At 62.4% G+C, this 26,960-nt stretch carries 17 protein-coding genes and 1 tRNA gene; 4 read left to right on the top strand and 14 right to left on the bottom strand.

Annotated elements, in window-relative coordinates; translation table 11 throughout:
- Positions 1–56: 56 nt before the first annotated feature.
- The 12 genes from ACEWQZ_RS04125 to ACEWQZ_RS04070 all read right to left on the bottom strand — a co-directional run bounded on the left by ACEWQZ_RS04125 (position 57) and on the right by ACEWQZ_RS04070 (position 17,049).
- Positions 57–1,250 carry a Wzz/FepE/Etk N-terminal domain-containing protein gene (locus tag ACEWQZ_RS04125; RefSeq protein WP_476481797.1) on the bottom strand — a complete coding sequence of 398 codons (1,194 nt, stop codon included), beginning with the start codon at positions 1,248–1,250 and terminating at the stop codon, positions 57–59.
- Positions 1,251–1,868: 618 nt separating this feature from the next.
- The gene (locus ACEWQZ_RS04120) at positions 1,869–3,221 is read right to left on the bottom strand and encodes a UDP-glucose dehydrogenase family protein (protein ID WP_476481796.1); all 1,353 of its coding nucleotides are present in this window, start codon (positions 3,219–3,221) and stop codon (positions 1,869–1,871) included.
- A 73-nt stretch (positions 3,222–3,294) separates the two neighbouring features.
- On the bottom strand, positions 3,295–4,326 hold the full coding sequence (locus ACEWQZ_RS04115) for an NAD-dependent epimerase (RefSeq protein ID WP_476481795.1): 1,032 nt from the start codon (positions 4,324–4,326) through the stop codon (positions 3,295–3,297).
- Between the two features lie 366 nt (positions 4,327–4,692).
- Positions 4,693–5,034: a MarR family EPS-associated transcriptional regulator gene (locus tag ACEWQZ_RS04110; RefSeq protein ID WP_476481794.1), complete on the bottom strand. Its 342-nt coding sequence runs from the start codon at positions 5,032–5,034 to the stop codon at positions 4,693–4,695.
- Between the two features lie 159 nt (positions 5,035–5,193).
- Positions 5,194–5,278: transfer RNA gene (locus ACEWQZ_RS04105), tRNA-Leu, on the bottom strand.
- 502 nt (positions 5,279–5,780) lie between these two features.
- Positions 5,781–8,015: a M3 family metallopeptidase gene (locus ACEWQZ_RS04100; protein WP_476481793.1), complete on the bottom strand. Its 2,235-nt coding sequence runs from the start codon at positions 8,013–8,015 to the stop codon at positions 5,781–5,783.
- 690 nt (positions 8,016–8,705) lie between these two features.
- A complete protein-coding gene (tadA, locus tag ACEWQZ_RS04095; protein WP_476481792.1) occupies positions 8,706–9,176 on the bottom strand; it encodes a tRNA adenosine(34) deaminase TadA in 471 nt (156 codons plus the stop codon).
- Entirely contained in the window at positions 9,173–10,717 is a 1,545-nt protein-coding gene (yidC, locus tag ACEWQZ_RS04090) for a membrane protein insertase YidC (RefSeq protein WP_476481791.1), read from the bottom strand. Before yidC ends, tadA begins: the two co-directional genes overlap by 4 nt.
- 163 nt (positions 10,718–10,880) lie before the next feature.
- Positions 10,881–11,138: a hypothetical protein gene (locus ACEWQZ_RS04085; RefSeq protein WP_476481790.1), complete on the bottom strand. Its 258-nt coding sequence runs from the start codon at positions 11,136–11,138 to the stop codon at positions 10,881–10,883.
- An 88-nt stretch (positions 11,139–11,226) separates the two neighbouring features.
- Positions 11,227–12,645 carry a class I SAM-dependent methyltransferase gene (locus tag ACEWQZ_RS04080; RefSeq protein ID WP_476481789.1) on the bottom strand — a complete coding sequence of 473 codons (1,419 nt, stop codon included), beginning with the start codon at positions 12,643–12,645 and terminating at the stop codon, positions 11,227–11,229.
- Between the two features lie 25 nt (positions 12,646–12,670).
- Positions 12,671–14,785, bottom strand: coding sequence for a sulfatase-like hydrolase/transferase (locus ACEWQZ_RS04075; protein WP_476481788.1), 2,115 nt, complete (start codon positions 14,783–14,785; stop codon positions 12,671–12,673).
- Between the two features lie 2 nt (positions 14,786–14,787).
- On the bottom strand, positions 14,788–17,049 hold the full coding sequence (locus ACEWQZ_RS04070; protein ID WP_476481787.1) for a sulfatase-like hydrolase/transferase: 2,262 nt from the start codon (positions 17,047–17,049) through the stop codon (positions 14,788–14,790).
- A 306-nt stretch (positions 17,050–17,355) separates the two neighbouring features.
- Between ACEWQZ_RS04070 and ACEWQZ_RS04065 the strand changes: the two genes are divergently transcribed.
- From ACEWQZ_RS04065 to ACEWQZ_RS04050, 4 genes are all read left to right on the top strand, one after another.
- Complete coding sequence (locus ACEWQZ_RS04065) at positions 17,356–18,144, top strand: class I SAM-dependent methyltransferase (RefSeq protein ID WP_476481786.1); 789 nt, start codon at positions 17,356–17,358, stop codon at positions 18,142–18,144.
- 189 nt (positions 18,145–18,333) lie between these two features.
- Positions 18,334–20,043 (top strand): cation:proton antiporter, encoded by a 1,710-nt coding sequence (locus ACEWQZ_RS04060; protein ID WP_476481785.1) that lies wholly within the window; start codon positions 18,334–18,336, stop codon positions 20,041–20,043.
- 38 nt (positions 20,044–20,081) lie between these two features.
- Positions 20,082–21,590, top strand: a complete 1,509-nt coding sequence (locus tag ACEWQZ_RS04055) for an acetyl-CoA hydrolase/transferase family protein (RefSeq protein WP_476481784.1) — start codon at positions 20,082–20,084, stop codon at positions 21,588–21,590.
- A 663-nt stretch (positions 21,591–22,253) separates the two neighbouring features.
- The gene (locus ACEWQZ_RS04050) at positions 22,254–23,720 is read left to right on the top strand and encodes an aldehyde dehydrogenase family protein (protein ID WP_476481783.1); all 1,467 of its coding nucleotides are present in this window, start codon (positions 22,254–22,256) and stop codon (positions 23,718–23,720) included.
- 19 nt (positions 23,721–23,739) lie between these two features.
- Here ACEWQZ_RS04050 and guaA read toward each other — a convergent pair whose 3' ends face one another.
- Positions 23,740–25,308, bottom strand: a complete 1,569-nt coding sequence (gene guaA, locus ACEWQZ_RS04045; protein WP_476481782.1) for a glutamine-hydrolyzing GMP synthase — start codon at positions 25,306–25,308, stop codon at positions 23,740–23,742.
- A gap of 159 nt (positions 25,309–25,467) precedes the next feature.
- Positions 25,468–26,925 (bottom strand): IMP dehydrogenase, encoded by a 1,458-nt coding sequence (gene guaB / locus ACEWQZ_RS04040; protein WP_476481781.1) that lies wholly within the window; start codon positions 26,923–26,925, stop codon positions 25,468–25,470.
- Between the last annotated feature and the right edge of the window lie 35 nt (positions 26,926–26,960).

Here is a 26,960-nt window from a genome sequence, read left to right as displayed (position 1 = left end):
GCCAGCGGATAAGCCAGCTGAGCGAGCAGCTTGTCCAGATAGAGGGGCAAGCGGGATCAGCGCTCGCTCTTGAGCTTTTCGCGTACCGAGCGGAAGAACATCGTGCCCAGCGCGGCGAACAGGCCGAGCATGCCGCCCAGGATGACCGACAGGGCCACGATGACCTTGCCGCTGGTGCTCACGGGCTTGAGAGAGCGCTGTGGCGGCAGAACTGCCTGGGTGTTGCGCAGGTTCTCGAGCTGAGTTTCCAGCTCGGCTATGCGGGCTTCGGCCGGCGGAATGCGGCGCTCCTGCTCCAGAAGCAGTTTTTCGTAGCGGGCCTCGAGGGCGGCGATCTTTTCCTGCTGCAGGGTCTGTTGGCGCTGGTTGTCTTCCAGCTCGCTGCGCAAGGAAGCGCGGTTTTCCGGCAGCTTGACCAGCAGGCGTTCTTCCAGCTCGGTCTGACGGTCTATGTCGCGCTGAAGCTCGTTGTCGATCAGCATCAGCGCCATGCTGTCGGTGCCGCTTTCGACCTGCTGGCGGGCCTCGCCACGGCGGCTGCGCGCCTGGTCGACAAAACCGGACAGCTCTTCCAGTCGTTTGCGGACGATTTCTTCCTGAACATCCAGGTTTTCTATTTCCGACTTGAGGAGTTCTTCCTGATCCTTGAGTTGCGCCAGCTTGTTCTTTGCCGTTGACAGTTCGGTTTCCAGCTCGCTCCGCTCGACCTTGAGAATGCGTTCGTCCTGCAGCTCTTCAAGACTCCTGCGGGCTTCTTCCAGCTGGTTTTCGAGCCGGACGCGTTCCATTTTCGCTTCGCGCTCGTGATCTCGCGCCAGCCGCTGCAGTACCCGGTTGTGCAGCGGAATGTAATACTTTCCAAACTCTTCGGAGCTTTCGCTGGTCAGAACCACCAGGTTGGTGTCGCTGGGTGAGTTGGTATTGACGCTCAGGCTGCGCTGTTCGCCGCCGTTGGTCTGCAGGTCGCTCTCGAAAGTACGAATTGCCTCGGGGATGTAGTTTTTCTCCAGCTTGGCGACCACGCTTTGCGGTGGCTCGATGGGTGCGGGCTCGCCGGCGACCAGGCGTGTGCCGATCTCGATGGTGGTGGCGTATTCGAAGACCGGCGTGCGCACCAGCGCGTAGACGACGCCGAGGGCAATGCACAGCGTCATGACGCCGAGAATGACCCATTTTTGCCCCCAGAGGGAGGCGGCCAGTTCAACCAGGTCGATTTCGTCGTCGTATGGGCGTTCGTGCGTTTCGGTCATATCGGTTTTGTTTTCTGGTGGCATGTTCAAGGTGGTTTCGCTGTGTGGAGAGCGTTTCTACAGCGGGTTCGGATGTAGGAGCGATCTCCAGATCGCGATGCGGGGCCCGATCGAAGGCCTTTCGCGGTCTGGAGACCGCTCCTACGAAGACATAGCGGCGCCGGAGCTGTAGGAGCGATCTCCAGATCGCGATGCAGGGCCTGATCAAAGGCTTTTCGCGGTCTGGAGACCGCTCCTACGGAAACATATCGGTGCCGGAACTGTAGGAGGCGATCTCCAGATCGCGATGCGGGGCCTGATCGAGGGCTTTTCGCGGTCTGGAGACCGCTCCTACGGAAACATTTCGGTGCCGGAACTGTAGGAGGCGATCTCCAGATCGCGATGCGGGGCCTGATCGAGGGCTGTTCGCGGTCTGGAGACCGCTCCTACGGACACATATCGGTGCCGGAACTGTAGGAGGCGATCTCCAGATCGCGATGCGGGGCCTGATCGAGGGCTTTTCGCGGTCTGGAGACCGCTCCTACAAAACATATCGGCGCCGGGGTGCTCCGCGATCACGGATAGCCGCTGCGCGGCTTCCGGGAATTCGGCTTGGGTTCGCAGGTCTGGAGGCTGTTTCTACAGCCCTCGGGATACGCTCCGGCCGCGTCCGATGCCGTAGTAGGCCAGGCCGGCCTGCTCCATTTCTTCGGGTTCGTAGAGGTTGCGGCCATCGAAGATGGTGCGGTCGGTCAGGCGCTGCTGCAGTTTTTTGAAATCCGGGCTGCGGAACTGTTTCCACTCGGTGATGATGATCAGCGCATCGGCGCCGGTCAGGGCAGCGTCGGCGCTTTCGCAGTATTCCAGGTCGTCGCGGTCGCCGAAGATGCGGTGTGTTTCGTCCATGGCCTCGGGGTCGAATGCGCGGACTCTGGCGCCGGCCTGCCACAGCAGCGGCAGCAGGATCTGGCTGGAGGCTTCGCGCATGTCGTCGGTGTCGGGCTTGAAGGCCAGGCCCCACAGGGCAAAGCATCTGCCCGACAGCTTGTCGGCGCCGCCGTAGTGCTGACAGATGAGCTCGAACAGGCGACGCTTCTGGCGGTCGTTGACCGCCTCGACGGCGTGAATCAGCTCGGGCTCGACGCCGCATTCGCTGGCGGTGCGGGCCAGCGCGCGTACGTCCTTGGGAAAGCATGAGCCGCCGAAGCCGGCGCCGGGGTAGATGAAGTGCCAGCCGATGCGCGGGTCCGAACCGATGCCGCGGCGGATCATTTCGACGTCGGCGCCGACGCGCTCGGCGATGTTGGCAATCTCGTTCATGAAGCTGATCTTGGTGGCCAGCATGGCGTTGGCGGCGTACTTGGTCAGCTCGGCCGAGCGCACGTCCATGACGATGAGGCGGTCGTGGTTGCGGTTGAACGGGGCGTACAGCTTGCGCAGCTGCTCGGCGGCGTGCGCCGAATCCGTACCGATGATGATGCGGTCGGGCCGCATGCAGTCGTCGATGGCGGCGCCTTCTTTCAGAAACTCCGGGTTGGAGACCACCTCGAAGTCCATTGTCTCGCCGCGGGCCTGCAGGCAGGACTGAATGGTTTTGCGCACCCGATCGGCAGTGCCCACCGGCACGGTGGACTTGTCGGCGATGATGGCGGGGCCATCGAGATGATCACCGATGGTCGCGGCCACCTCGAGCACGTGCTTCAAATCAGCGCTGCCGTCTTCGTCCGGCGGCGTGCCGACGGCAATGAAGATAACCTCGGCGCCGGCAACGGCCGCGCCCGCGTCGGTGGTGAAATGCAGACGGCCGGCCTCGTGGTTTTCCTGAACCATTTCCTCCAGGCCGGGTTCGTAGATCGGGATTTCTCCCTGATTGAGCCGGTCGATTTTTTCCTGATCGATATCGACGCAGGTGACGTGGTGGCCGACCTCCGCCAGGCAGGTGCCAGTAACAAGGCCGACGTAGCCGGTGCCGAAGATGGTGACGTTGAACATGGTTGGCAGTCAGTTTGTTGGTGGTGGGTTGTTTGACTTGTGGGAGCGACCTCCAGGTCGCGATGGTGTGCAGTCAAGCTCCGTAGTAGCTCTTGTACCAGCTGACGAAGTTCTTTACGCCCTCTTCCACGCTCACCTCGGGCCGGTGGCCGGTCGCCTGGCTCAGCTCGGCGACGTCGGCTTCGGTATCGGGCACGTCGCCCGGCTGCAGCGGCAGCATTTCCATCTCGGCCTTCTTGCCCAGTTCCTGTTCGAGCACCTTGATGTAGCGCAGCAGTTCGACGGTCTGCTCGTTGCCGATGTTGAAGATGCGATACGGGGCGACGCCGCTGGTGGCCGGATCGGGCCGGTCGCTTTGCCAGTCCGGATTGCTTTCGGGCGGCTTGTCGAGGATGCGGACAATGCCTTCGACAATGTCGTCAACGTAGGTAAAGCTGCGCTTGTGCTGGCCGTGGTTGAACACCTTGATCGGCTCACCGGCCAGAATGGCTTTGGTGAACAGAAACAGCGCCATGTCGGGCCGACCCCAGGGGCCGTACACGGTAAAGAACCGCAGCCCGGTGCTCGGAATGCCGTACAGATGCGCATACGAGTGGGCCATCATCTCGTTGGCCTTCTTGGTGGCGGCGTAGAGCGTTAGCGGATGCTCGGTGCCGGCATGCTCGGAAAACGGCATTTGCGTGTTCGCGCCGTAAACCGAGCTGGTGGAAGCGAACACCAGGTGCTTGCTGCCGTGCTGGCGGCAACCTTCCAGGATGTGCAGCGTGCCGGTCACGTTGGAACTGACGTAGACATGCGGATTCTCGGCCGCATAGCGCACGCCTGCCTGCGCAGCCAGATGGACCACGCGCTCGGGCCTGTGCTGATCGAAAACGGTTTCGATCAGATCCCGGTCGGCGAGATCACCGGTGATGTGCGTGTAGCCGGTATCGTTCCGGAACCGTTCCAGACGCGCGATCTTGAGCTTCGGGTCGTAGTAGTCATTGAGGTTGTCCAGACCGACGACCCGATGGCCGTCAGCGAGCAGCCTGCGGGTCACGTGGCTGCCGATGAAACCGGCGCTGCCAGTGACCAGAATTGGTTGTTTTGTGTTTTTGCTGGGCAATGTGGTCTGCCTTGATTGGAGAGTCGGATCAGAGCTTTTTCGCGGTCTGGAGACCGCTCCTACAAAAACATTTTGCCACCGGAGCCTTAGGAGCGATCTCCAGATCGCGATGCAGAACCCGATCAAAGCCCAATCGCGGTCTGGAGACCGCTCCTACAAAAACATATTGCCACCGGAGCCGTAGGAGCGATCTCCAGATCGCGATGCGGAGCCTGATCAAAGCCCAATCGCGGTCTGGAGACCGCTCCTACAAAAACATATTGCCACCGGAGCCGTAGGAGCGATCTCCAGATCGCGATGCAGAGCCCAATCAAAGCCCAATCGCGGTCTGGAGACCGCTCCTGCAGGGGGCGGGCTATCGACCAACTATTCTTTTACGGCACCAATCTCTGCGCGCAATGTTTCGATTTCATCGTGCAGCGCTTGGTGCTCGGCAATCTTGCGCTGCAGGAAGCGCTGGGCGACGCTGGCTTTTTCGGCCAGGCCACTGGGCGTCAGCTTGTACAGGTAGCGCTGCTTGTGTTTACTGCGGCGAAAATTGCCCGCCTTGACCCAGCCGCGATCGATGAGCGCGCGCAGGCAATAGTTGGTTTTTCCCAGGCTCAGGCCGAGCTGACGCGCCAGATCGCGCTGCGAAATTGCGGGATCGCGCTCCAGCGCCCGCAGCAGCCGGAAGCGGGTGTCGATATCAACGGGGGGTTCAGGCACGCTACCGCCCTTGGGGTACCCCAAAGGCCTCGTTTTTGCGTTGTCAAGAAGCGTTCAAGATTGAACGGCGACAGTTTAGCAGCAAGACCGGCGAGCTACAACGGGTAGCGCCCACACAGCCGACATGAAAACCGCTACGTCCCCACGCAACTTCTGTAATGGTACCGAGGAGAGGACTCGAACCTCCACGGGTTGCCCCACCTGGACCTAAACCAGGCGCGTCTACCAATTCCGCCACCTCGGCATGGGGGGAGCATTTTAACCGCTGTGGCAAATCGAGGGGTGGCGCCGGACGTGAGATGCATCACGGTTCAGGGATTTTACGATGGCGGGAAAGAACCTCGTAGGAGCGATCTCCAGATCGCGATGCAGACCCCGGATCGAAGCCCTTCGCGGTCTGGAGACCGCTCCCACAAGAACATTTCGCCACCGGAGCCGTAAGAGCGATCTCCAGATCGCGATGCGGAGCCTGATCAAAGCCCAATCGCGGCCTGGAGACCGCTCCCACAAGAACATTTCGCCACCGGAGCCGTAGGAGCGATCTCCAGATCGCGATGCAGACCCCGATCGAAGCCCAATCGCGGTCTGGAGACCGCTCCCACAAGAACATTTCGCCACCGGAGCCGTAGGAGCGATCTCCAGATCGCGATGCGGAGCCCGGATCGAAGCCCTTCGCGGTCTGGAGACCGCTCCCACGGTAACCCTTGGGTGTGGGAGCGACCTCCAGGTCGCGATGGCTACAGGCTTCAGTCCTGGCCGTCGATGACCAGCCCGCGGCGTTCGAGCAGGGGCTCGATCGACGGTTCGCGGCCGGCGAAGTCCAGGTAAAGATCCATGGCTTCCTTGCTGCCGCCCTTCGACAGAATGGTGTCGCGGTAGTGCTGGCCGGTTTCGCGGTCCAGGCCACCGTTTTCCTTGATCCACAGCACGCTGTCGGCGTCGAGCACTTCACTCCAGATATAGGAGTAGTAGCCGGCGTCATAGCCGCCCATGGAGTGCGAGAAGTACGGCGTGCGGTAGCGCGGCGGCACCGGCTCGTAGTCCAGGCCGTGGTCGGCCAGTACTTTGGCTTCGAAGTCCATGACTTCATCAGCCGCCGGGGTTTCATCGGGGGCGAGCTGATGCAGCGCCTGGTCGATGATGGCTGCGGCCAGGTACTCGGTGGTGGAGAAGCCTTCGTTGAACTTCTGCGCCTCGATCACCTTGTCGAGCAATTCCTGCGGGATCTGCTCGCCGGTTTCGTAATGCTGGGCATAGTTGGCCAGCACTTCCGGCCAGGAGGCCCACATTTCGTAAACCTGCGAGGGGTATTCAACAAAATCACGCGGCACGGCGGTGCCGGCAAAGCTGGGGTACTCCACGTCGGAGAACAGGCCGTGCACCACGTGCCCGAACTCGTGGAACATGGTGGTCGCCTCGTCCCAGGTCAGCAGCGTGGCCTCGCCTTCCGGCGGCTTGGGAACGTTCAGGTGCATGCCGATGACCGGGTGACCCCCCAGCAGCTCGGACTCGACCTGGTAGGCGTTCATCCAGGCGCCGCCGCGCTTGTTGCCGCGGGCGTAGAAGTCGGTAATGACGATGCCCAGCGCCGAGCCGTCCTGATCGGTCACTTCCCAGGCGGTGGCGTCTTCGTGCTGCGTCGGCAGGTCCGGTCGCTCTTCGAATTTGACGCCAAACAGCTTGTTGGCGGAGAAGAAGACGCCGTTTTTCAGGACGTTGTTCATCTCGAAGTACGGCTTGATCTGATCTTCGTCGAAGGCGTAGCGATCCTGACGGACCTTCTCCGCGTAATGCGACCAGTCCCAGGATCGCAGCTCGAACGGTTCTTCTTCGGTCTCGTTGATCAGCTCCTGGATGTCCTGGCCTTCCAGGCGGGCGTTGGCCACGGCAATCGGGGCCAGCTCGCCCAGCATGCCGTTGACCGCTTCGACGGTCTGGGCGGTGCGGTCTTCCAGCACGTAGTCGGCGTGGGTGTCGTAGCCCAGCAGCCGGGCGCGCTCGGCGCGCAGCTTGACGATGTCGGCAACCACGCCGGTGTTGTCGTACTCGTTGCCTCTGGAGCCGCGGGCCAGGGAAGCTTTCTTGACCTTTTCACGGGCTTCGCGGTTGGTCATGTTGGCGATCGGCGGCTGGATGGACGTGTTGACCAGCGCGATCACGTACTTGCCGTCTTCCAGGCCGCGATCGGCTGCCTCGTCGGCTGCGGCCTCGATACGCGCATCGCTGAGCCCTTCCAGCGCCTCGCGGCTGTCGAACACCACCGCCGAGTCATTGACCTCTTCCAGCACGTTCTGGCTGAATTGGGTGGTCAGCTCGGCCAGCCGGGAGTTCATCTGCTTGAGGGTTTCCTTGTCGGCGTCGTCAAGCATTGCGCCGGCACGAACAAAGTCCTTGTAGTAATCCTCGACCAGACGCACGCCCTCGGCGCTCAGATCGAGCTCATCGCGCTTGTCGTGAATTGCCTTGATGCGGGCGAACAGATCGGCATTGAGGTGGATACTGTCGCTGTGCGCCGAGAACTTGGGCGCCATCTTGCGCTGGGTGTCCTTGAGCGTGTCGTCGATGACCGTGCTCGTCAGGTTGGAAAACACGCGGGCAATGGAGCCCAGCTTCCGACCGGAGCGCTCCAGGGCCAGAATCGTGTTGTCGAAGGTCGGCTCTTCATCGCTGCCGGCAATGGCCTCGACCTCTTCCAGATGCTCCTTCATGGCGGCATCGAAGGCCGGCAGGAAGTGCTCGGATTCGATCTTGTCGAACGCCGGCATGCCGTAGGGCAGCTCGCTTTCAACCAGCAGCGGGTTATCGGCCATGGCCTCTTCGGATTCCGGGGCCGAAGGCGACTCGGCGGCTGCCGGGGCGGCGGCCTCGGCCGGGGCCTGAGGCGTGTCGGGCGCCTCCGGGGGCGGCGGTGCCTGCTCGGAGCAGGCCGCCAGCAGGCTGGCAGAAGCCGCCAGCGTGACAAGGTTCAGCGTCTTTCTCACCACTATCGTGATCCTTAGGCTTTGGACAAGATCCGAAATGGTAGCACTGAATGGCGGACGCGTTCTTTTCCCGGCGGCGCGCGGCCCAAAGGATGGGGGAGCGATCTCCAGGCCGCGATGCAGAGCCGGAGCGAAGCCCAATCGCGGTCTGGAGACCGCTCCCACAAAAACACTTCGCCACCGGAGTTGCAGGAGCGATCTCCAGATCGCGATGCGGAGCCGGAACGAAGCCCAATCGCGGTCTGGAGACCGCTCCCACAAAAACACTTCGCCACCGGAGTTGCAGGAGCGACCTCCAGATCGCGATGCGGGGCCGGATCGAAGGCCCAATCGCGGTCTGGAGACCGCTCCCACAAAAACACTTCGCCACCGGAGTTGCAGGAGCGATCTCCAGATCGCGATGCGGGGCCGGATCGAAGGCCCAATCGCGGTCTGGAGACCGCTCCCACAAAAATATCTCGCCACCGGAGTTGCAGGAGCGATCTCCAGATCGCGATGCGGGGCCGGATCGAAGGCCCAATCGCGGTCTGGAGACCGCTCCCACAAAAACACTTCGCCACCGGAACTGTAGGAGCGACCTCCAGGTCGCGATGCAGAGCCGGAGCGAAGCCCAATCGCGGTCTGGAGACCGCTCCCACAAAAACACTTCGCCACCGGAGCTGTAGGAGCGACCTCCAGGTCGCGAATCGGCTACCGCCGGCTGCGGAAGAACTGGCGCAGCATCTCGGCCGACTCCGCAGCCAGCACGCCGCCGGTGACTTCGCAGCGGTGGTTGAGAACCGGGCTGGTGAGGACTTCGAAAACGGAATGGTGCGCTCCGGCGCGCAGGTCGTCAGCGGCGTAGACCACGCGGCTGACGCGGGCGTTGATCAGCGCGCCGGCGCACATGCTGCACGGCTCGAGCGTGACATAGAGCGTGGTGCCGGGCAGGCGGTAATTGTCCACGCGCGCCGCGGCCTGCCTCAGGGCGACGATTTCAGCGTGTGCGGTCGGGTCGGCGTCGGCGATGACCCGGTTGAAGCCCTCGCCAAGAATCCGACCTTCGGCGTCGATCAGCACCGCGCCGACCGGCACCTCGCCCATGGTCTGGGCGCGCTCGGCCAGCATCAGCCCGTGGCGCATCCAGCGCTCGTCTTCCGGGCGTTGCGGCAAGGCGGTCACGCGGCCTCCTTTCCTGCTGGCGCCTTCACCAGCCGCGACTGCGCTACATGCAGCAGATTGGCAAGTGTCCAGTACAGCACCATGCCGCTGGGAAAGGGATAGAACAGCAGGAAGAACGCCACCGCCATCAGCCCCAGGAAGAGGTTCTGCCGCCGGCGCTCGGCCGCGCTGGCGGCCGGTGCCGGCGCGAGTTTGATGGTTACCAGGGTGGTCAGGGCCATCAGCACGGGCAAGAGGTTGAACCACGCGCCGAAGAACGGCAGGTCGAAGCCGAAGGCAAACAGGCGATCCGGCTCGGCCAGCGACTCGATCCACAGAAACGAGGCGTCGCGAAACTCGAACACCTGGCCGAGCACGTGAAACAGGGCCACAAAGACCGGTATCTGGATACCCACGATCAGCAGCGGCTTGAGGCCCGCCAGCGGGCTGACGCCGCGCGCTTCGTAGAGCTGGAGAATGCGCTCGCTCTGCTCGCCACCCCGATAGTTCTGCTTGATCTCGCGCACTTTCGGAGCGATTTCGGCCTGCACCTCGGCAAAGCGCTGCTGGCTGGACAAGGCCCAGCGACCCAGCGGATAGAGCAATACGCGCACCAGAACCGCCAGCAGGCAGATGGCCAGCCCCCAGCTTGGCACCAGCGCGTGAATCGAGGCCAGTACCCACAGCAGGCCAAGCGATAGCCCGCGCATCCAGCTCCACAGGCTGTTGAACAGCAGCGGCGAGTAGTCAACGGCATCGCCCTCACCGACCAGCGCGGCCCGCGTTTTCGGGCCGCTGAACAGCGCCAGGCGCCAGTGCTGCGATGCAGCAGATGATTGCTCATCAAACGCCAGCTGCAGACGAACCCACGGCAGATAATCGGGCCCGGGCGATTCGAATTCTCCGGAGCGGCCGGCGGCGACCCCGATCGGCCCCGAGCCCTGAATGGGCGCGGCCAGAAGGGCAAAATAGCGGCTGTGCAGGCCCAACCAGCCGCCCTGCCCCAACTCGGCGGGTTCGCTGTCGTCGTCGCCGGCCAGGCGCAAGAGGTCGCCGTCGCTGTAGGCCACTGCATCAGTGTAGGAATAGAGCGACCGGGCAATGCCCAGCCCGGCCATCGGTACCTCGCCGATGCCCGGCCCGAGCTGCAGCGCGAGCGCCCGAGCCGGTGCCGGTGCCGCTTTGACGGCCTCGAGGTGAATATCCAGCTGCTGCCGCCAGCGCTGCTCAGTGGGTGTCAGCGCAACCTTCAGACGCCAGTTGCCGTCGGCGCTGAGCCAGGTCGCGGTCAGCGCGTCATCATCGCCCGCGGTATCCGCCCGCTGCCAGTCGGAAACCCCGGGCAGTGAAATCGCCAGGTGGCGACTGATCCGCTCGCCGGTCGGGCCTGTGGAAACAAGCGAGCGCCACTGTTCCGGGCCATCGCTCGTTTCCGGCAGGGCGACCGACCAGGCAGCGGCGCCCTGATCTGGTTGCTCGGAGAGCTCTAGTGCCAGGCTTTCGCTTGTCTGCGCTGCCGCCGGGAGCGCTGCAAGCCAAAGAAAAGCGGCGCCCAGTAGCATGCCGGGCTTTCCCCATGCCCCGTCGTCCCGGACTTGATCCGGGATCTTCTCGGAGATGGCACCTGCAGGTGGAAGGCCACGGCTCGGGGGCCGGGGCGACGCATGCGGGGATTCAGTCACTACAATGCCGCCTCAATTGCGAGTTGAACGCCTCACCGGGCATTTACGGGTTCTGGCGGTCGGACTCGGCCCCGGATCGGCGTTCGGCGTCGGCGGACTGCTCGCTTTCAGTCGGCTTTCTCAGGCCGAAAAAGCGCAGCAGCCGGTGCCAGTAGAGCTTGAGCGTGAGCGCAATGGCCGCCAGAGCACCGAGAACGCCCTGCAGAATGGCGCTGCCGCTGCCCGGATCAAGGTAGGCCTGCGCATCGGGCGCGATGAGAACCATCGCAGTGAGCGCAACTGACGCAAAAAGGTATTTCATTGTCAAAAATTCCTGATGTGACGGTGCCGCAAGCAGCGCTTGAGCTTTGAAATTGTAACGGTTTTACGGCCACGTGCCGCCCCGATCATCACCCGGCCCGGCGACGCAGCCAGTAGAGGGTGCGCTCCGATCCCGCCACCCGCTCGCTGGCCGCGATCTCGAAGTGCTGCGAGAAGGCCGCTTCGAAACCTGCCTCATGATAATCGTCGAAAATATCGGTGCGCGAACTGAGCAGCCGCTTGACCTGACTGTCGCCCTTGGGCACGAACTCGATGATCAGGTTTTCACACAAGCGGGCGAAATACTCGGCAATGCGGCCCATGGGCACGTTGTTGGAGATGGCCAGATGGTGGATCAGCGCCAGGGCCATCGCACAATCGACCGGGCCGCGTTCGTGCATCGCATCGCGCTCGCGCCCGGCCCAGCCCAGCGCGGGGCTGGGGTTGGTCAGATCCATCACCAGCGGCAGCAGGTCTCTTTCACCCGACTGCCGCAGCTGGCGGTAGTTGCGCTCGACCGCTGCCGGGTCGATGTCGAAAGCCACCGTGTCGATACCCCGATCCGACGCGATGCGGCTGAACACGCCGGTGTTGGCGCCCAGGTCCCAGACGGCTCGTGGCTGAATATCGTCCAGAAAGGTCTCGATCTGACGGCGCTTGGCCGCAAAGGCGTCGTCGGAATAGTTGGTTGCCTGATAGTAGTCGGCCCACTCGGTGCCCGCCGGCGTCCAGTCGAGCTTTGCAATCAGGCTGCGCAGCCCGCTGACGATGCCCAGCAGCCCGGTCCGGCTGAGCTTGCGGGGCTTGCCCGATGACTTGCCCGATGACTCATCGGATGAGGCATAGCGCGCCTGAGCGCGGGCGTGCAGATGCAAGTGCATCAGAATGCCGGGCCGCAGCCAGCTGCGGCGGTTGAGCAGTTGACTGGCCAGATCCAGCGGCACGCCGTCGATATGCACCTTCATCAACTGGCTCAAGCGCACATCGATTCGGGCCATCAGCAGCAGCGGCGCCAGAAAATGCTGACAGAACTGCTGATAGCCTTCCCAGACCTGACCTTCCTGATAAGGCGCGAAGCTCAGGGTGTCGATCAGCAGCGGCCGGCCATGGTGAAACTGCACGTTATAGGCCGAGGCGTCCTTGAGAATCATGTCGTGCTCGAGCGCGGCGAGCTGGACATCAAGCGTCAGCAGCGCCGCGTCAAGGTACTGGCTGAAGCTCCACTCATAAGGATAGGAGACGAAAGCCACCCGTTCGGGCGCAATCACGCAAAACGCTTCGTCGGGTTCCGGCGGGGACAGATCCACCGTCTTGTGCGGCACCAGCCAGCCGCGCCCGACCAGATGCTCGTACAGCCCCGAGGCCATCAGCTGCTCATAGTCGGCCCTGCCGGCCTGGTTGATCTGTCGATAGAGCACGCCGTCGCGCTCGAACATGAACCCGGCCGGGTCGCGAAACGAACTATCCAGGGCTTGCACGCTGTTGGGCTCCATTAACTTGCGATTCAAGAAATTCTGTTGGAAACAACTAAGCTTAATTGGCGACCGCGTCAGCGCTTGCCTGCGCCGCCGGGACCAGAGAAAAGGACATCAGCGCCACAGCCAGCTTGCGCGTGTCACTGCCGGTTCCAAGCTCGACCGGACTGACGGCATCGGGTAGTATAAGGCGAATTTCCGTCTGGGGCCGGTCCAACCAGGCCTTGACTACGGGCACTTTGATCTTCGTACCCCCCTTGTGTTGGACAAGCCACTCTCCAGCTGATCGCCCATTTACCTCAACCCCGACTCGCTGGGTGAGTTGCTTATCCGGATCCACGTTGGGGATAAACCTCAGGTTCAGCACAAGATCATCTTCCACCGGCGGCAACTCCAGCAGCAACGAGGCCTCGTGACCATTATTCCAGACCACCTTGTCATGCTGGCTTGACCAGCCGCTAACCAGATAACGCCCGGCCTCGCCCGCCAGGCCGGCCAGTACCCGTGTACCCGGCTGATAGGCTCGCGAACGTTCAAGCGTTGCGATTTCTTCAACCGGACCGAAGGACGTCGGGTCGTTCACCGAACCAGTAACATTCAAGCCATGCAGCTTGCCATCCTTCAGGAAGACGAAGCGCCGTTGCCGATCACCGGACTCGAGCGATTTAATGGGCTGGCCGGAGCCATCGAGCTGTTCAAGACCGGCCTGCGCCAGCAGCGTTGGCGCTATGTCTGCCATGCTGGTCTGAAGCGACGATTGTCTCAGCGCCCCCCGGCTATCGGGCGGTTTAATTGCCAACAAGCCAAGTAGGCGCACGGGCATATAATCCGGCTCGAACCCGCCACCGTGATCGCTCTGGAAGATGACCAGGGCATCGTCATACACTCCCATGGACTTCATCCGCTCGATGAAACGAACCAGCAACCGGACCATTGGCCTGGCCTCGTTGAGATAATTCTGTCGAGTATTGGGCAGCACTCTGCCAGCCGGACGGCCTGATTGATTCGTTGTAAATGGCGGATGCGGCGGCCACAGATGCATGAAGTGGTATGTAGGCCCTTGATGACCTGTCTCCATGCGATCGATGTAGTCGGCCAGGAAACGGCGCTGCTCGAAGCTCTTGCTCCCGCCTGGGTAAGCGAGTTGACTCAGACGCCAGTTGTTATCGTTGTATACCCAGCGGCGGCAGCGATGGGGTAGCTGCCGGAACAGTGCCACATCCAGCAAGCGTGCGGTTTCTCGCCAGCGTTGTTGCTTCATGCTACCGGCATAGACATCAGGCACGGGATAGTAATTCGTGGCCGGAGCTCTACTCATGTCGAGTAGCGGCAAAAGGTTGACGATGTAACCGGCTTCCATCAAGTGAGCGTAAAGCCCTCGCTCCATGGCCGACTTGAAATACTCATCCGGCGACTGACTGCCACTGGGGACGCGACCGGAGACGATTGCCGGCACTGCCAAAGATGTGTGCGGCGCCACGGCTGTGTTCTCTGGATAGACGGTGAACCCGTCGAATTTCCTTTCAAGCTTCAGCTCTTCGACCAGCTCGAGAAAAATATCGCTCTCAAAATTGTCCAGCACGACATGCACGATATTGCGATCCGTTGAATACTCCAGGACCGCATCCGGAATTTCGTCAGGAGGCTCAAATTCATCAGATGAAGCGAGCATGCGATTGGCATCGATCAGCAGAGGCACGCACTGAATGCCAATGAAAACCGCGGCGCCAATGGCAGCAACACGAGACAGCCGTCGCGCCGCTAACAGCGCTCCGCACAACACGAGCAGCCAGAGCACAAGATCAGCCCCGATCAGCAGCCCCCCGAATTCCGACCAATCGATGCCCCGTCCATCGAGCGGCCCGTAATCATGCATCAGAAAAGCCCCCTGAAACCATGACAACAAACCCAGAGCGAAGAGCAGGCTGGCCGATACCTGGCGCACAACAACAGGCATGAGCCGCAGTAGCACTGCCAGCACCAGTGCAGCGAGGAGAGCCGCACCGACAAGCGGCAGCACCAACTTCGCCAGTCCATGCTCAAACTCTGCAGTATTGTCGAGATAGAGCGTCGCAGGCACGAACAGGCAAAGGTTCAGCAAGGGAAACAGGGCGATAAGCCATAGCGCCCTCAAGCCGAAGCTGCCTTTGCGATTCGGCTTCTTGCTCTTCAAACTCAGCGCTCCTCTACCGTGCAGGAGCGGGCTTCAAACTGGTAAAGCGCAATTCCGAGCTTTCGGCTATCTGGCCCTGTTCCCTGCTCCAGCGGCGAGGCAGCATCCGGAAACTCAAACTGGATATCGAGCATCTCGGCATCATTGATCACCGCCGCCGGCACGCAGAACTCACGCCAGCCTCGCCCGCTGTTGTGCCACTCCTGCGCTGCCCCATTCACGTTTACACGAACCCGAGGAGCGTTGATCGCACCATTGGCATCATAGGGAAGATAGTCCAGCCGAATGAGCAATTCCCCATCAACCGCCCTGGATAGCGGCAAATGAACACTCGCCTTATCGGCACGTGACCATACCAGGCCGTGGGAGCTTGGCCTGCTCCAGCCTTTGACCAGGAATTCTTCCGGGAAAGCGCCCGGGCGAAAGCGCAGCCGCCTGCCTGGGCGATACGCATTCGACTCGGATGCCACCGCTTCCGCAGGCGGAACAAGCTGACGTTCGCTCGGCTGCCAGCTTTGCGCCAGCCAGCTGTGCCCATCGACCAGATATTCGGTCATGTCAGGCAGGTACTCGCCGGTCCAGCCGTCGAAGGTATAGAAACGATAACGTCGCTGACGCTCGGCGCTGGCATCGACTGCAAACATGTCCTGCCCCGGAAAATCTTCGTCGAGCTTTAGCTGGGCCGCGATGGTGGCTGCCACATCCGCCAGTGAAACAGGCGCTTCTGAAACTGTTAACTCATCTTTTTCAGCAAAAGGCTTAACCAGAATCAGCGGCAGCCCCGAGGCTCGATGCATTCCGGGAATGGCGCTGTCCGCGTCGCCTGCCATGCCAGACGGCAGGGTCGACGTGTCCACCGCATCGACATATTCGCCGCCACCGTGATCGGATACGACAAGAATCAGGCTGTTATCGTAGAGATCACGCGCTTTGATGAAGTCCAGAAAGCGCTCCAGCACGACCAGCGCCGCGCGCGAATGGCGCTTGAAGCCATCGGCCCCTGCCGGCAGCCGCTTATGCGCAAGCGACTCGTCAAGCATGAAGGGCGCATGCGGCATCATCAGGTGATAGAGACGGAAAACGGGGCCGCTCTCCTGAGCCGCTGCCTCATGGTTGGCGCGACGAAGAAACTCAAGCGCATGATGCTCCGCTGCCGTGCTCTTTTCGACCGCCGGCGTGGTCGTCGCGCGCTCACACGAAATCGGAAGCCAACGCGCCAGTCGCCACCGGTAGTCGTTGATCCACCACGCTTTCCACCAACGGGGGCTGGCGCGGAAGAGCCCAAGGTCCATCATTCTGCCCACATCCGCCAGCCGTTTTGTACAAGGCGCGGCAGGACGAGCATTCGAGGCCACCTCAGAAGAGGGGTAAACCACCCGCTTGAGCCGCGGCAGCAGGTCCACCTGCCAACCGCGAGAAACCAGTTCTCGGGGAATCGACTGATCCAGGAAACTACGCTTGATGAAGGCCTGAATCGGAACGTCGTTGTCATACCAGCGTCCGGTGAGCATCAGCGCAAAACTGGGATAGGTTTTCGAGTAGCCTGCCAGCGCATTGCGAAACCAGGTAAATCCTGCCAGCTCCTGTCGCAACCCGGGCTCATCTTCCAGCAACTCGCCAAAAACATCTGCCTGAAAGGCATCGAGCACGATCATGATCACGTTTCGGTCTTCCGAAAACGAAAACGCCTGCGCATCGTCAAGGAACGAATGATGAAACTCCAGTACCGAAGGCATCTGCACTACAGCACGGGCCGCCGGCAGCACCTGGATCAACAACAGCATCGCGGCAATCGGCCCCGCCCAGCGCCACAGCTTCTGGCGAGCCAGAATGACGGCTAGCGGAAGCAGAACCCACAGGAAGGCATCGAACACAAGCCATCCAGGCTGCCCCCCCAAGGCGAGTTCGTCGCCATCGAGCACGCCGTAGTCGGGCACAATCAGCTGCCCCTGGGCCCACACCAGCAAAGCCAGGGCAAGCAATACTGCTGCCATCACCGGATCCCACTTGCGAGGGGCAATGACAGCGCAGCAGAAGATCAGCAGGAAAGGAATTGCCGCCGCGAGCAGCAGCGAAGGAAGTACGCCAACGGCCGAAACCGAAAACTCGTACGGGTTGCTGGCGTGAATTTCCACTGGGATCAGAACCAGCGGCGGCATCGTGATCGCCAGCCCGAGAAACAGGGCAGTAAGCAGCCGGCGTACAGCAGCAGGAAAGCGTTTTGCCGAGGCTCCCGCAGCGCCCGTGTCCGCTTCATCAGCCACGAAATCGCTCTCCCGTTTCGACCAGTCCCGCACAGCGGATTATCTGCTTGAGCATGTCGAGCATGACGTCATTATTTCCAGTTGTTGTTTTCGGGCTCCCCAAACCCGAAAGCATTGATGTGACGGCAGATTCAGCATTCTGGCATCAAACGACAAATTATATCGAGCCTGCGGCGCCGGCGATAGCCTGCGGCGCTGGGGATAGCCTGCGGTGCTGGCAAGGTATCATAGCGCCCGGTCTCGGCACGCATGTGCTGCAGCTGCGCCAAAAGAGTTTCAGGATTGATCCAGGGAGCACCGCAAAGAATGACGAATTCATCCACCAGACAAAGCGCGTTTTCAAGCTACCAGGAGCTACTCGAGCGCGCCGGCGCCTGGAAACAGCAGCTGGAGGCGGCCAAGACCGGCGCTCCTGCCCCTGATAAAACCTGGTATGCCTACGACATACTCTCCAACCTGTGGCATCTGGAAAACCTGATGGACCAGCTCCCTGAAAGCGCCATCGAGCTTTTCCAGTCCGGCCACATTGCAGATATCGGCGCGGCGGACGGGGATTTGTCCTATTTTCTAGAAAGCGAAGGCATGACGGTCGACCTGATTGACTGGCCGGCTACCAACTGGAACGGTCTCGACGGCGCGCGGGCGCTGGGGGAGCGGCTGAACTCCAGCAATGTCGCCGTTCACGAAGTCGATCTCGACACGCAGTTTCAGCTGCCGTCAGAGCGCTATGATCTGGTCTTGTTTCTCGGCATTCTCTATCACCTGAAGAATCCGTTCTACATTCTCGAAACGCTCGCCAGGCACTCGCGATTCTGCTTTTTGAGCACGCGCATTGCGCGCACAACGGCCGATCGCCGGCTGGAGCTGGAAGAGGCGCCCCTGGCCTATTTACTGCACCCGGAAGAGTGCAATAACGACCCCACCAACTACTGGATCTTCTCGGCTCCGGGCCTGATCAGGCTGGCGGAACGAAGCGGGTGGACCGTTCGCGCAACGTACCGGGTTGGTGATACCAAACAGTCCGACCCCAGCTCCGCCGAGCACGACGAACGCATGTTTCTCGCACTCGAAAGCCGCGTATTGACAACCCGCTGAGCGCACAAGGTGCCGAAGTGTCGATTTCAGTTTCCGCATTTGGCGACGAGAAAGGCATTAACATAAGCGGTATCGTAAGCGTGGAACCGGGCAGCTGATCTGCTCTTGATAGAAAAGGGCCACGCCCCACCACTTGACGGTCGACTGTTGCGACACTGACGCGACACGCGGCCTGCAGCAATCACGAAAATGATGGAATATCTCGCTCAAATCATCCTGCTGCTGGCTGTGGCAATCAGCGTCGTAGCGGTTTTTCAGCGTCTGCATATCCCGACCAGCCTGGGCTACCTGCTGGTTGGCATGATCGTTAGCCCGTTCACCATGGGGCCGGTGATTTCCATGCCGGAGCTGGAGGCGCTGGCCCAGTTCGGCGTCGTTTTTCTGCTGTTTACCATCGGCCTGGATTTTTCCCTGCCGCAGATGCGCGCGCTGCGCAAGCAGGTGCTCGGCCTGGGCACCGCGCAGGTTGCGTTGACCACGCTGCTGGTGGGCGTCATCACCTGGATCGCCGGGCTTCCGGCGGTTGCCGCCTTTGTCTTCGGCGCCGCCTTCGCCCAGTCTTCCACAACGGTGATCGCCAGCGTGCTTGCCGAACAGGGCGAGGACACCACCCGGCACGGTCGCATCGGGCTGGCCATGTCGGTTTTTCAGGACGTGACTGCCGTGCCGTTTCTGGTGGTCATTCCGGTGCTGGGTGCCTCGGTTGCCGCCGGCGCGCTGGCCGGCATGCTGGGCCTGGCGCTGGCCAAGGCCGCGCTTGCCTTCGCCCTGGTCATCTTTGTCGGGCGTTGGCTGCTGCGGCCGTTTTTCCACATGGTGTCCAGGCGCCGGTCAAACGAGCTGTTCACCCTGGCCGTGCTGCTGATCGCCCTGCTTTCTGCCTGGGTGACCAACAGCCTGGGCCTGTCGCTGCCTTTTGGCGGGTTCCTGGCCGGAATGATTCTGGGCCGGACCGAGTTTCGCCACCAGGTGGAATCCAGCGTCAGCCCGTTTCGCGACGTGCTGCTGGGGCTGTTTTTCATCGGCATCGGCATGCGCTTCGATCCGATGGCCATTCCGCCCATCTGGCACTGGTCGTTGCTGGGCGCGCTTTTGATCATCACCAGCAAGACGCTGCTTGTCGCTGCCATTGTCCGCCGGGTTGCGGTCAGCGCCCGAATGACTTGGCGCACCGGGCTGATGCTCAGCGTTGGCGGCGAGTTCGGGCTGGCGCTGATCGCGATTGCGCTTGATTCGCAGGTGCTCGATGCGCAGCTCGGCCAGATCGCGATCACCTCGGTGCTGCTGTCGATGGTGGGCGGTGCCGTGCTGATTCGCTTCAACGGCCCGATCGCGTCCCTGCTGGCCCGGGCACCGGCTGAAAAACCTGCACCGAACCACGACGAACTGCCGCGGACCCCGGAACATTCGGTAGTGATTGGCGGCTATGGCCGGGTGGGTCGCACCATCGCTGTTCTGTTGCATTCCTGCGGCATCCCCTTCATTGCCTTCGACCCTGACCCCAAACGGGTCGAGCTCGGGCGGGCCGAAGGCCACGAAGTCTGGTTGGGCAATATCGCCGACCCCGGGCTGCTGGCGGCGGCCCGGGTGGACAAAGCGTCGCTGGTCGTCCTGGCCGTCGATCTGAAAAACACCGCGCTGGCAACCGTGAAGTACATTCGCAGAAACTGCCCGCAGGTGCCAGTGATTGTGCGCGCGCCTGATCTCAGATCCCGCGCCCGCCTGCTGAGTGCCGGCGCCGCGCACGCACATCCGGAAACGCTGGAGTCCAGCCTGCAGCTCGGCGTGACGGCGCTGGAAATGCTCAATGTCGCGCCCGATGATATCGAGCAGATACTGCAGGCCGTTCGGGACCGAGGCTATCGAACGGCGGCGAGCGGACAGGCCGACACGCCCTGACAATCATTCAACTGAAGGCACTGAACATCGAGGTTATTTTGAAAGAACGTATTGCCCATCCGGATTTCAGCAAACGTCGCAAATCGGCCGCCGAGGCCGCCGCGCTGATCGCGCCGGGCATGACGGTTGCCATGAGCGGCTTTACCGGCGCCGGCTACCCCAAGGCCGTGCCCCAGGCGCTGGCGGCGCGTATGGAGCAGGCACACGCCGGCGGCGAAGACTTCCGCATTCGCGTTCTGACCGGCGCATCAACCGCGCCGGAGCTCGACGGCGCGCTGGCCAGAGTCGAGGGCATGGAGCTGCGCCTGCCTTATCAGTCCGATCCGGTGGTGCGCAAGCGCATCAACGACGGCCGGCTCAACTATCTCGACATCCATCTGAGTCACGTTGCCCAGCACACCTGGTTCGGATTTTTCGGCGACATCGACGTGGCCGTTCTCGAGGTGACCGGCATTCGCGAAGACGGCCGCCTGATCCCGTCCTCATCGGTGGGCAACAACAAGACCTGGCTCGACCAGGCCGACAAGGTGATTCTTGAGGTCAACCGCTGGCAACCGGCCGCGCTGGAGGGCATGCACGACATCTACTACGGCACCGCCAGGCCGCCGGATCGCAAACCCATTCCGCTGGTACGCGCCGACGATCGCATCGGCGAGCCTTACCTGCGCGTCGACCCCGACAAGGTCATTGCGGTGGTCGAAACCGACGCCCCCGACCGCAACACGCCGTTCAGCGCGCCGGATGAAACCTCCGAGCGCATTGCTGGGCACGTGCTGGAGTTTCTGGAGCACGAAATCCGGCGCGGCCGGCTGACCGAACAGCTCCTGCCGCTGCAGTCGGGCGTGGGCAATATCGCCAATGCCGTGTTCGCCGCGCTCGGCAAGGGCGGATATCAGGGGCTGCAGGCCTACACTGAAGTCATTCAGGACGGCATGCTCGAGCTGCTCGAGAACGGCGTGCTGTCGATGGCCTCGGCAACCTCTTTCTCGCTCAGCCCCGATGGCATCGAAAGCTTCAACCGCCAGGTTGACTTCTTTCGCGAGCGCATCATTCTGCGCCCGCAGGAAATATCCAATCATCCCGAGCTGATTCGCCGGCTGGGCTGTATCGCCATGAACGGCATGATCGAGGCCGACATCTACGGCAACGTCAACTCCACCCATATCGCCGGCAGCCGGATCATGAACGGCATCGGCGGCTCGGGCGACTTTGCGCGCAACGCCTATGTGTCAATCTTCATGGCCGGCAGCACCGCCAAGGGCGGCAATATTTCCGGCATCGTGCCGATGGTCAGCCATGTCGACCACACCGAGCACGACACCATGGTGCTGGTCACCGAGCAGGGCCTGGCCGACCTGCGCGGCCTGGCGCCCAAAGAGCGCGCCAGGCAGGTCATTGCCAACTGCGCACACCCCGATTATCGGCCCATGCTGGAAGACTACTTCGAGCGCGCCTGCCACAAGAGCTACGGCAAACACACCCCGCACCTGCTCAACGAGGCGCTGTCGTGGCATCAGCGCTTCATCGACAGCGGCAGCATGCGCTGAGGCCGGCAAGCGAGACGCCACCACCCAGAACTCCCGGCCAACCCCGCCACTCCCGAATTCCCGGCCAGCCTCGCCACTCCCGAATTCCCGGCCAAGCGAAGCGCAGAGCCGGGATCTGCTCGACGAAGGCGCCAATAGCAACAAGACGCCGGATCAGGTCCGGCGATACGGGAGCTGGGCCGCGGGCACTACCCCCGAATTCCCGGCCAGCCCCGTCACTCCCGAAATCCCGGCCAACCCCGTCACTCCCGAAATCCCGGCCAACCTCGCCACTCCCGAATTCCCGGCCAGCCTCGCCACTCCCGAATTCCCGGCCAAGCGAAGCGCAGAGCCGGGATCTGCTCGACGAAGGCGCCAGTAGCAACAAGACGCCGGATCAGGTCCGGCGATACGGGGGCTGGGCCGCGGGCACTACCCCCGAAGTCCCGGCCAACCCCGTCACTCCCGAAATCCCGGCCAGCCCTGCCACTCCCGAATTCCCGGCCAAGCGAAGCGCAGAGCCGGGATCTGCTCGGCGAAGGCGCCAGTAGCAACAAGACGCCGGATCAGGTCCGGCGATACGTAATAGCGCAAGCGCGCGCGGCGCAGGATCGGCGCTGTCGGCACGGCACCTCTCCGTCAGCGTTATAGTGATGGATCAGCTATCTATAAAAGGCATGCCCCATGACTCAGCCTTATCAGGACTTTCATCTGCAGCCCCTGGCAGGCCAGTGGCGCGAAGGCAGCGGCGAGGAATCCCGGCCGGTTACCGACCCTTATTCCGGCAAATCTCTTGCCTCGATTCGCCTCGCTACTTCGCACGACCTGGATGCCGCCTACCGGAAAGCGGCCGAAGTTGCGCCAGAGTGGGCGGCAAGCTCACCGGCAAAGCGCTCGGCGCTGCTGCAAAAAGTGGTGGCGCTGTTCGACCGGCGCAAAGACGAGATCATCGACTGGCTGATTCGCGAGTCCGGCAGTACCCGGCTGAAGGCCGGCATCGAGTGGGCCAGCGCGCGTGCCATTACCCGGGAAGCGGCCAGCATGCCCACGCGTGCTCAAGGTGCCACTTTCGACAGCGATATTCCGGGCAAGGAAAACCTGGTTTATCGACGGCCGCTGGGCGTGGTGGGCGTGATCAGCCCGTGGAATTTCCCCTTGCATCTGTCGCAGCGCTCGGTTGCACCCGCCCTTGCCCTGGGCAACGCGGTGGTGGTCAAGCCGGCCAGCGACACGCCAGTCACCGGGGGGCTGCTGATCGCGAAATTATTCGAAGAGGCTGGCCTGCCCGATGGTGTGCTCAGCGTCATCATTGGTTCTGGCGCCGAAATCGGCGACGACTTTGTCGCCCACCCCGTGCCGTCGATGATTTCGTTTACCGGCTCGACGCCCGTGGGCAAGAACATCGGCAAGATCGCCACCGGTGGACAGCACATCAAGAAGGTCGCTCTGGAGCTGGGCGGCAACGGCCCGTTCGTGGTGCTCGACGATGCCGATATCGATCAGGCGGTCAAGGCCGCAGTGTTCGGCAAATTCCTGCATCAGGGCCAGATCTGCATGGCAATCAACCGCATCATCGTCGATCAGGACCGCTATGACGAATTCGCAGAAAAATTCGTGGCTCGCGTCAAGGGCCTGAAGGTCGGCGACCCCGCAGCGATGGACACGGCCATCGGGCCGATCATCAATCAGAAACAGCTGGAAAGCCTGCAGGACATGATCAGCGGGGCCAGGGAGCAAGGCGCCACCGTGCTGCTGGACGGCAAGGTGGAAGGTCAGCTGCTGCCGCCGCATGTCTTTGGAGACGTCACGGCCGACATGAGCATCAGCAAGGATGAAATCTTCGGCCCGCTGGTCGGCATCCAGAAGGCACACGATGACGAGCATGCCCTGGCGCTGGCCAACGCCACCGAGTTCGGGCTCTCCAGCGCGGTTTTCAGCGGCGATCAGGCCCGCGGGCTGCGCTTTGCGCGCCAGCTGCAGACCGGCATGGCTCACGTCAACGACATGCCCGTCAACGACGAAGCCCACCTGCCTTTCGGCGGCGAAAAGAACTCCGGCCTGGGGCGTTTCAACGGCGACTGGGCCATCGAGGAATTCTCCACCGTGCAATGGGTCAGCGTGCAGCGCGAGCGCAGGGACTATCCTTTCTGAGCCGGCAGCCAGCCCTGCCCTACTCCCACTCGATGGTGGCCGGTGGCTTGCCGGAGATATCGTAGACCACGCGCGAGACGCCGTCGCATTCGTTGATGATGCGCCGCGAGACGTGGTCGAGGAAGTCGTGGTCGAGGTAGGCCCAGCGGGCGGTCATGAAGTCGACAGTCTCGACGGCGCGAAGCGCGATGACGTATTCATAACGGCGCGCATCGCCGACCACACCGACCGATTTGACCGGCAGGAACACGGCAAAAGCCTGGCTGACCTTGTCGTAAAGGCCCGCCTGTCGCAATTCGCTGATGAAGATATGGTCGGCCTTCTGCAGCGGCTCGACGTATTCGGGCCTGACCTCGCCGAGAATGCGCACGCCCAGCCCCGGCCCCGGAAACGGGTGGCGCATGACCAGTGACCTGGGCAGGCCGAGTTCGACGCCGATCCTGCGCACTTCGTCCTTGAACAGCTCGCGCAGCGGCTCGACGAGCTTGAGGTTCATGTCCTCGGGCAGACCGCCGACGTTGTGGTGCGACTTGATGACCTTGGCCTTGCCGGTCTTTGCACCCGCCGACTCGATCACATCGGGATAGATCGTGCCTTGCGCCAGCCAGCCGGCTTCCTGGTGGTCCCTGGCGGCGGCGTCGAAGACGTTGATGAACTCGCGGCCGATGATCTTGCGCTTTTCCTCCGGGTCGGACACGCCGGCGAGTGCCGCCATGAACTGCTCGCGGGCGTCAACGCGCTCGACGCGCACGCCCAGATGCTCGGCAAACACGGCCATGACCTCGTCGCCTTCCCGATAGCGCAAAAGCCCGGTATCGACGAAAATGCACAGCAGCCGATCGCCGATCGCCCGGTGCAGCAGCGCAGCCACCACGGAGGAATCCACGCCGCCCGACAGGCCCAGCAACACGGTGTCATTGCCCACCTGCTCGCGCACGCGCTCGATCTGATCGTCGATGATCGCGCCGGTGGTCCAGCTCGCCTCGCAGCCGCAGATATCGAGCAGAAAGCGCTCGAGAATGCGCCGGCCCTGGCTGGTGTGGGTCACCTCGGGATGGAACTGCAGACCGTAGAGTTGCCTGTCCTCATCGGCCATGCCCGCGATCGGTGCGGCGGGCGTGGTGCAGGTGGTCACGAAACCTTCGGGCAGGCCGGTGACCTTGTCGCCGTGGCTCATCCAGACCTCGAGCAGACCCTGGCCGTCGGCCACGCGGTCCTCGATGCCTTCGAACAATCGTCCGGGCTCGGCCAGCGCCACCTCGGCATAGCCGAACTCCTTTTCGTCAGACGGGCTGACCGCGCCACCAAAGTGGCTGGCCATCGCCTGCATGCCGTAGCAGATGCCGAGCACGGGTACGCCCAGCTCGAAGACCGGCGGCGGAATGCGCGGGCTGTCGTCGAAGCTGACCGACTCGGGCCCGCCGGAGAGAATCACGCCGCTCGCGCCAAAAGCCCGGATGACCTCGTCGCCGGCGTCATACGGCAGCACTTCGGAATACACCCCGATCTCGCGCACCCGGCGAGCGATCAGTTGAGTGTATTGCGATCCGAAATCGAGGATCAGAATGCGGTGGCTATGGATGTTCATTCAGTCGCTGTTGTCAAGTGTGAAGTGTGAAGTGTGAAGGCTTTTTAGTTTAGCGCTGGGCTTACTACGGTGACGTTGAACCAGCGGCAACAAATCAGAACATTACACGTACGCCTACCGCAGCCCTCCACTTCACACTTCACACTTCACACTTGACACTTATCCCAATTTGTAATTCGGCGCTTCCTTGGTGATTGCCACGTCGTGGGCGTGTGATTCGCGCACGCCGTTGGCCGAGATGCGCACGAAGCGCGGCTTGGTGCGCAGCGTCTCGATATCGGCGCAGCCCACGTAGCCCATGGCCGCGCGCAAACCGCCCATGAGCTGGTGCACCACGCCGCCGATCGGGCCCTTGTAGGGCACGCGACCCTCGATGCCTTCGGGCACCAGCTTGTCGACATCGGCTTCGGCCTGAAAGTAGCGATCCTTGGAGCCCATTTCCATTGCGCCCAGCGAGCCCATGCCGCGGTAGGTCTTGTAGGAGCGGCCCTGGTAGAGCTCGACATCGCCCGGCGACTCCTCGGTGCCGGCCAGCAGGCTGCCGATCATCACCGTCGAGGCGCCGGCGGCCAGAGCCTTGGCGACGTCGCCCGAGTAGCGCACGCCGCCGTCGGCAATGACCGGCACGCCGTGCTCGGCCAGCGCTTCGGCGGCCGCCGCCACGGCGCTGACCTGCGGTACGCCGATACCGGCAACCACGCGCGTGGTGCAGATCGAACCCGGACCCTGCCCGATCTTGACGCCGTCGGCGCCGGCTTCGGCCAGCGCGCGGGCGCCGTCGGAGGTGGAGACGTTGCCGCCGATGACCTGCACGTCGGGCCAGGTCTTCTTGACCCACTTGATGCGCTCGAGCACGCCCTTGGAATGACCGTGGGCGGTATCGACCACCACGATATCGACCCCGGCTTCGACCAGGGCCTCGATGCGCGCTTCGGTATCGCCGCCGGTGCCCACGGCGGCACCCACCAGCAATTGTTCGGAGCTGTCCTTGGCGGCATTGGGAAAGTCGCGCGACTTCTGGATGTCCTTGACGGTGATCAGGCCCTTGAGCTCGAAGTTGTCGTTGACTACCAGCACTTTCTCGATGCGGTGGCGGTGCAGCAGCTCGAGCACCTCGTCCTGACTGGCGCCTTCATGGACGGTCACCAGTTTGTCCTTGCGCGTCATGATGTTGCGCACCGGGTCATCCAGCTTCTTCTCGAAGCGCATGTCGCGGCTGGTGACGATGCCGACCAGCTCATTGCCGTCAACCACCGGCACGCCGGAGATATTGTGCTGGCGGGTCAGGTCGATCACTTCGCGGATGGTGGTGTAAGGCCCGACGGTGAACGGGTCCTTGATCACCCCGGCCTCGTACTTCTTGACCACGCGGACGTGTTCGGCCTGGTGCTCTGCGGGCATGTTCTTGTGAATGATGCCCAACCCGCCGGCCTGCGCCATGGCGATGGCCAGCCGCGCCTCGGTGACGGTATCCATCGCGGCCGACGCCAGCGGGATATTGAGCTTGAGATCGCGCGTGATGCGCGTGGAAAGATCGACGTCTCTCGGCAGGACTTCCGAATAATCCGGAACCAGTGAAACGTCGTCAAAAGTGAGGGCTTCTTCGATCAGACGCATATTGACAGGCTCCGGGCTAGTTAAGCCGGCCATTT

The organism is Wenzhouxiangella sp. YN1, from assembly GCF_056324145.1.
This window is presented reverse-complemented; position numbering and strand designations above follow the sequence as displayed.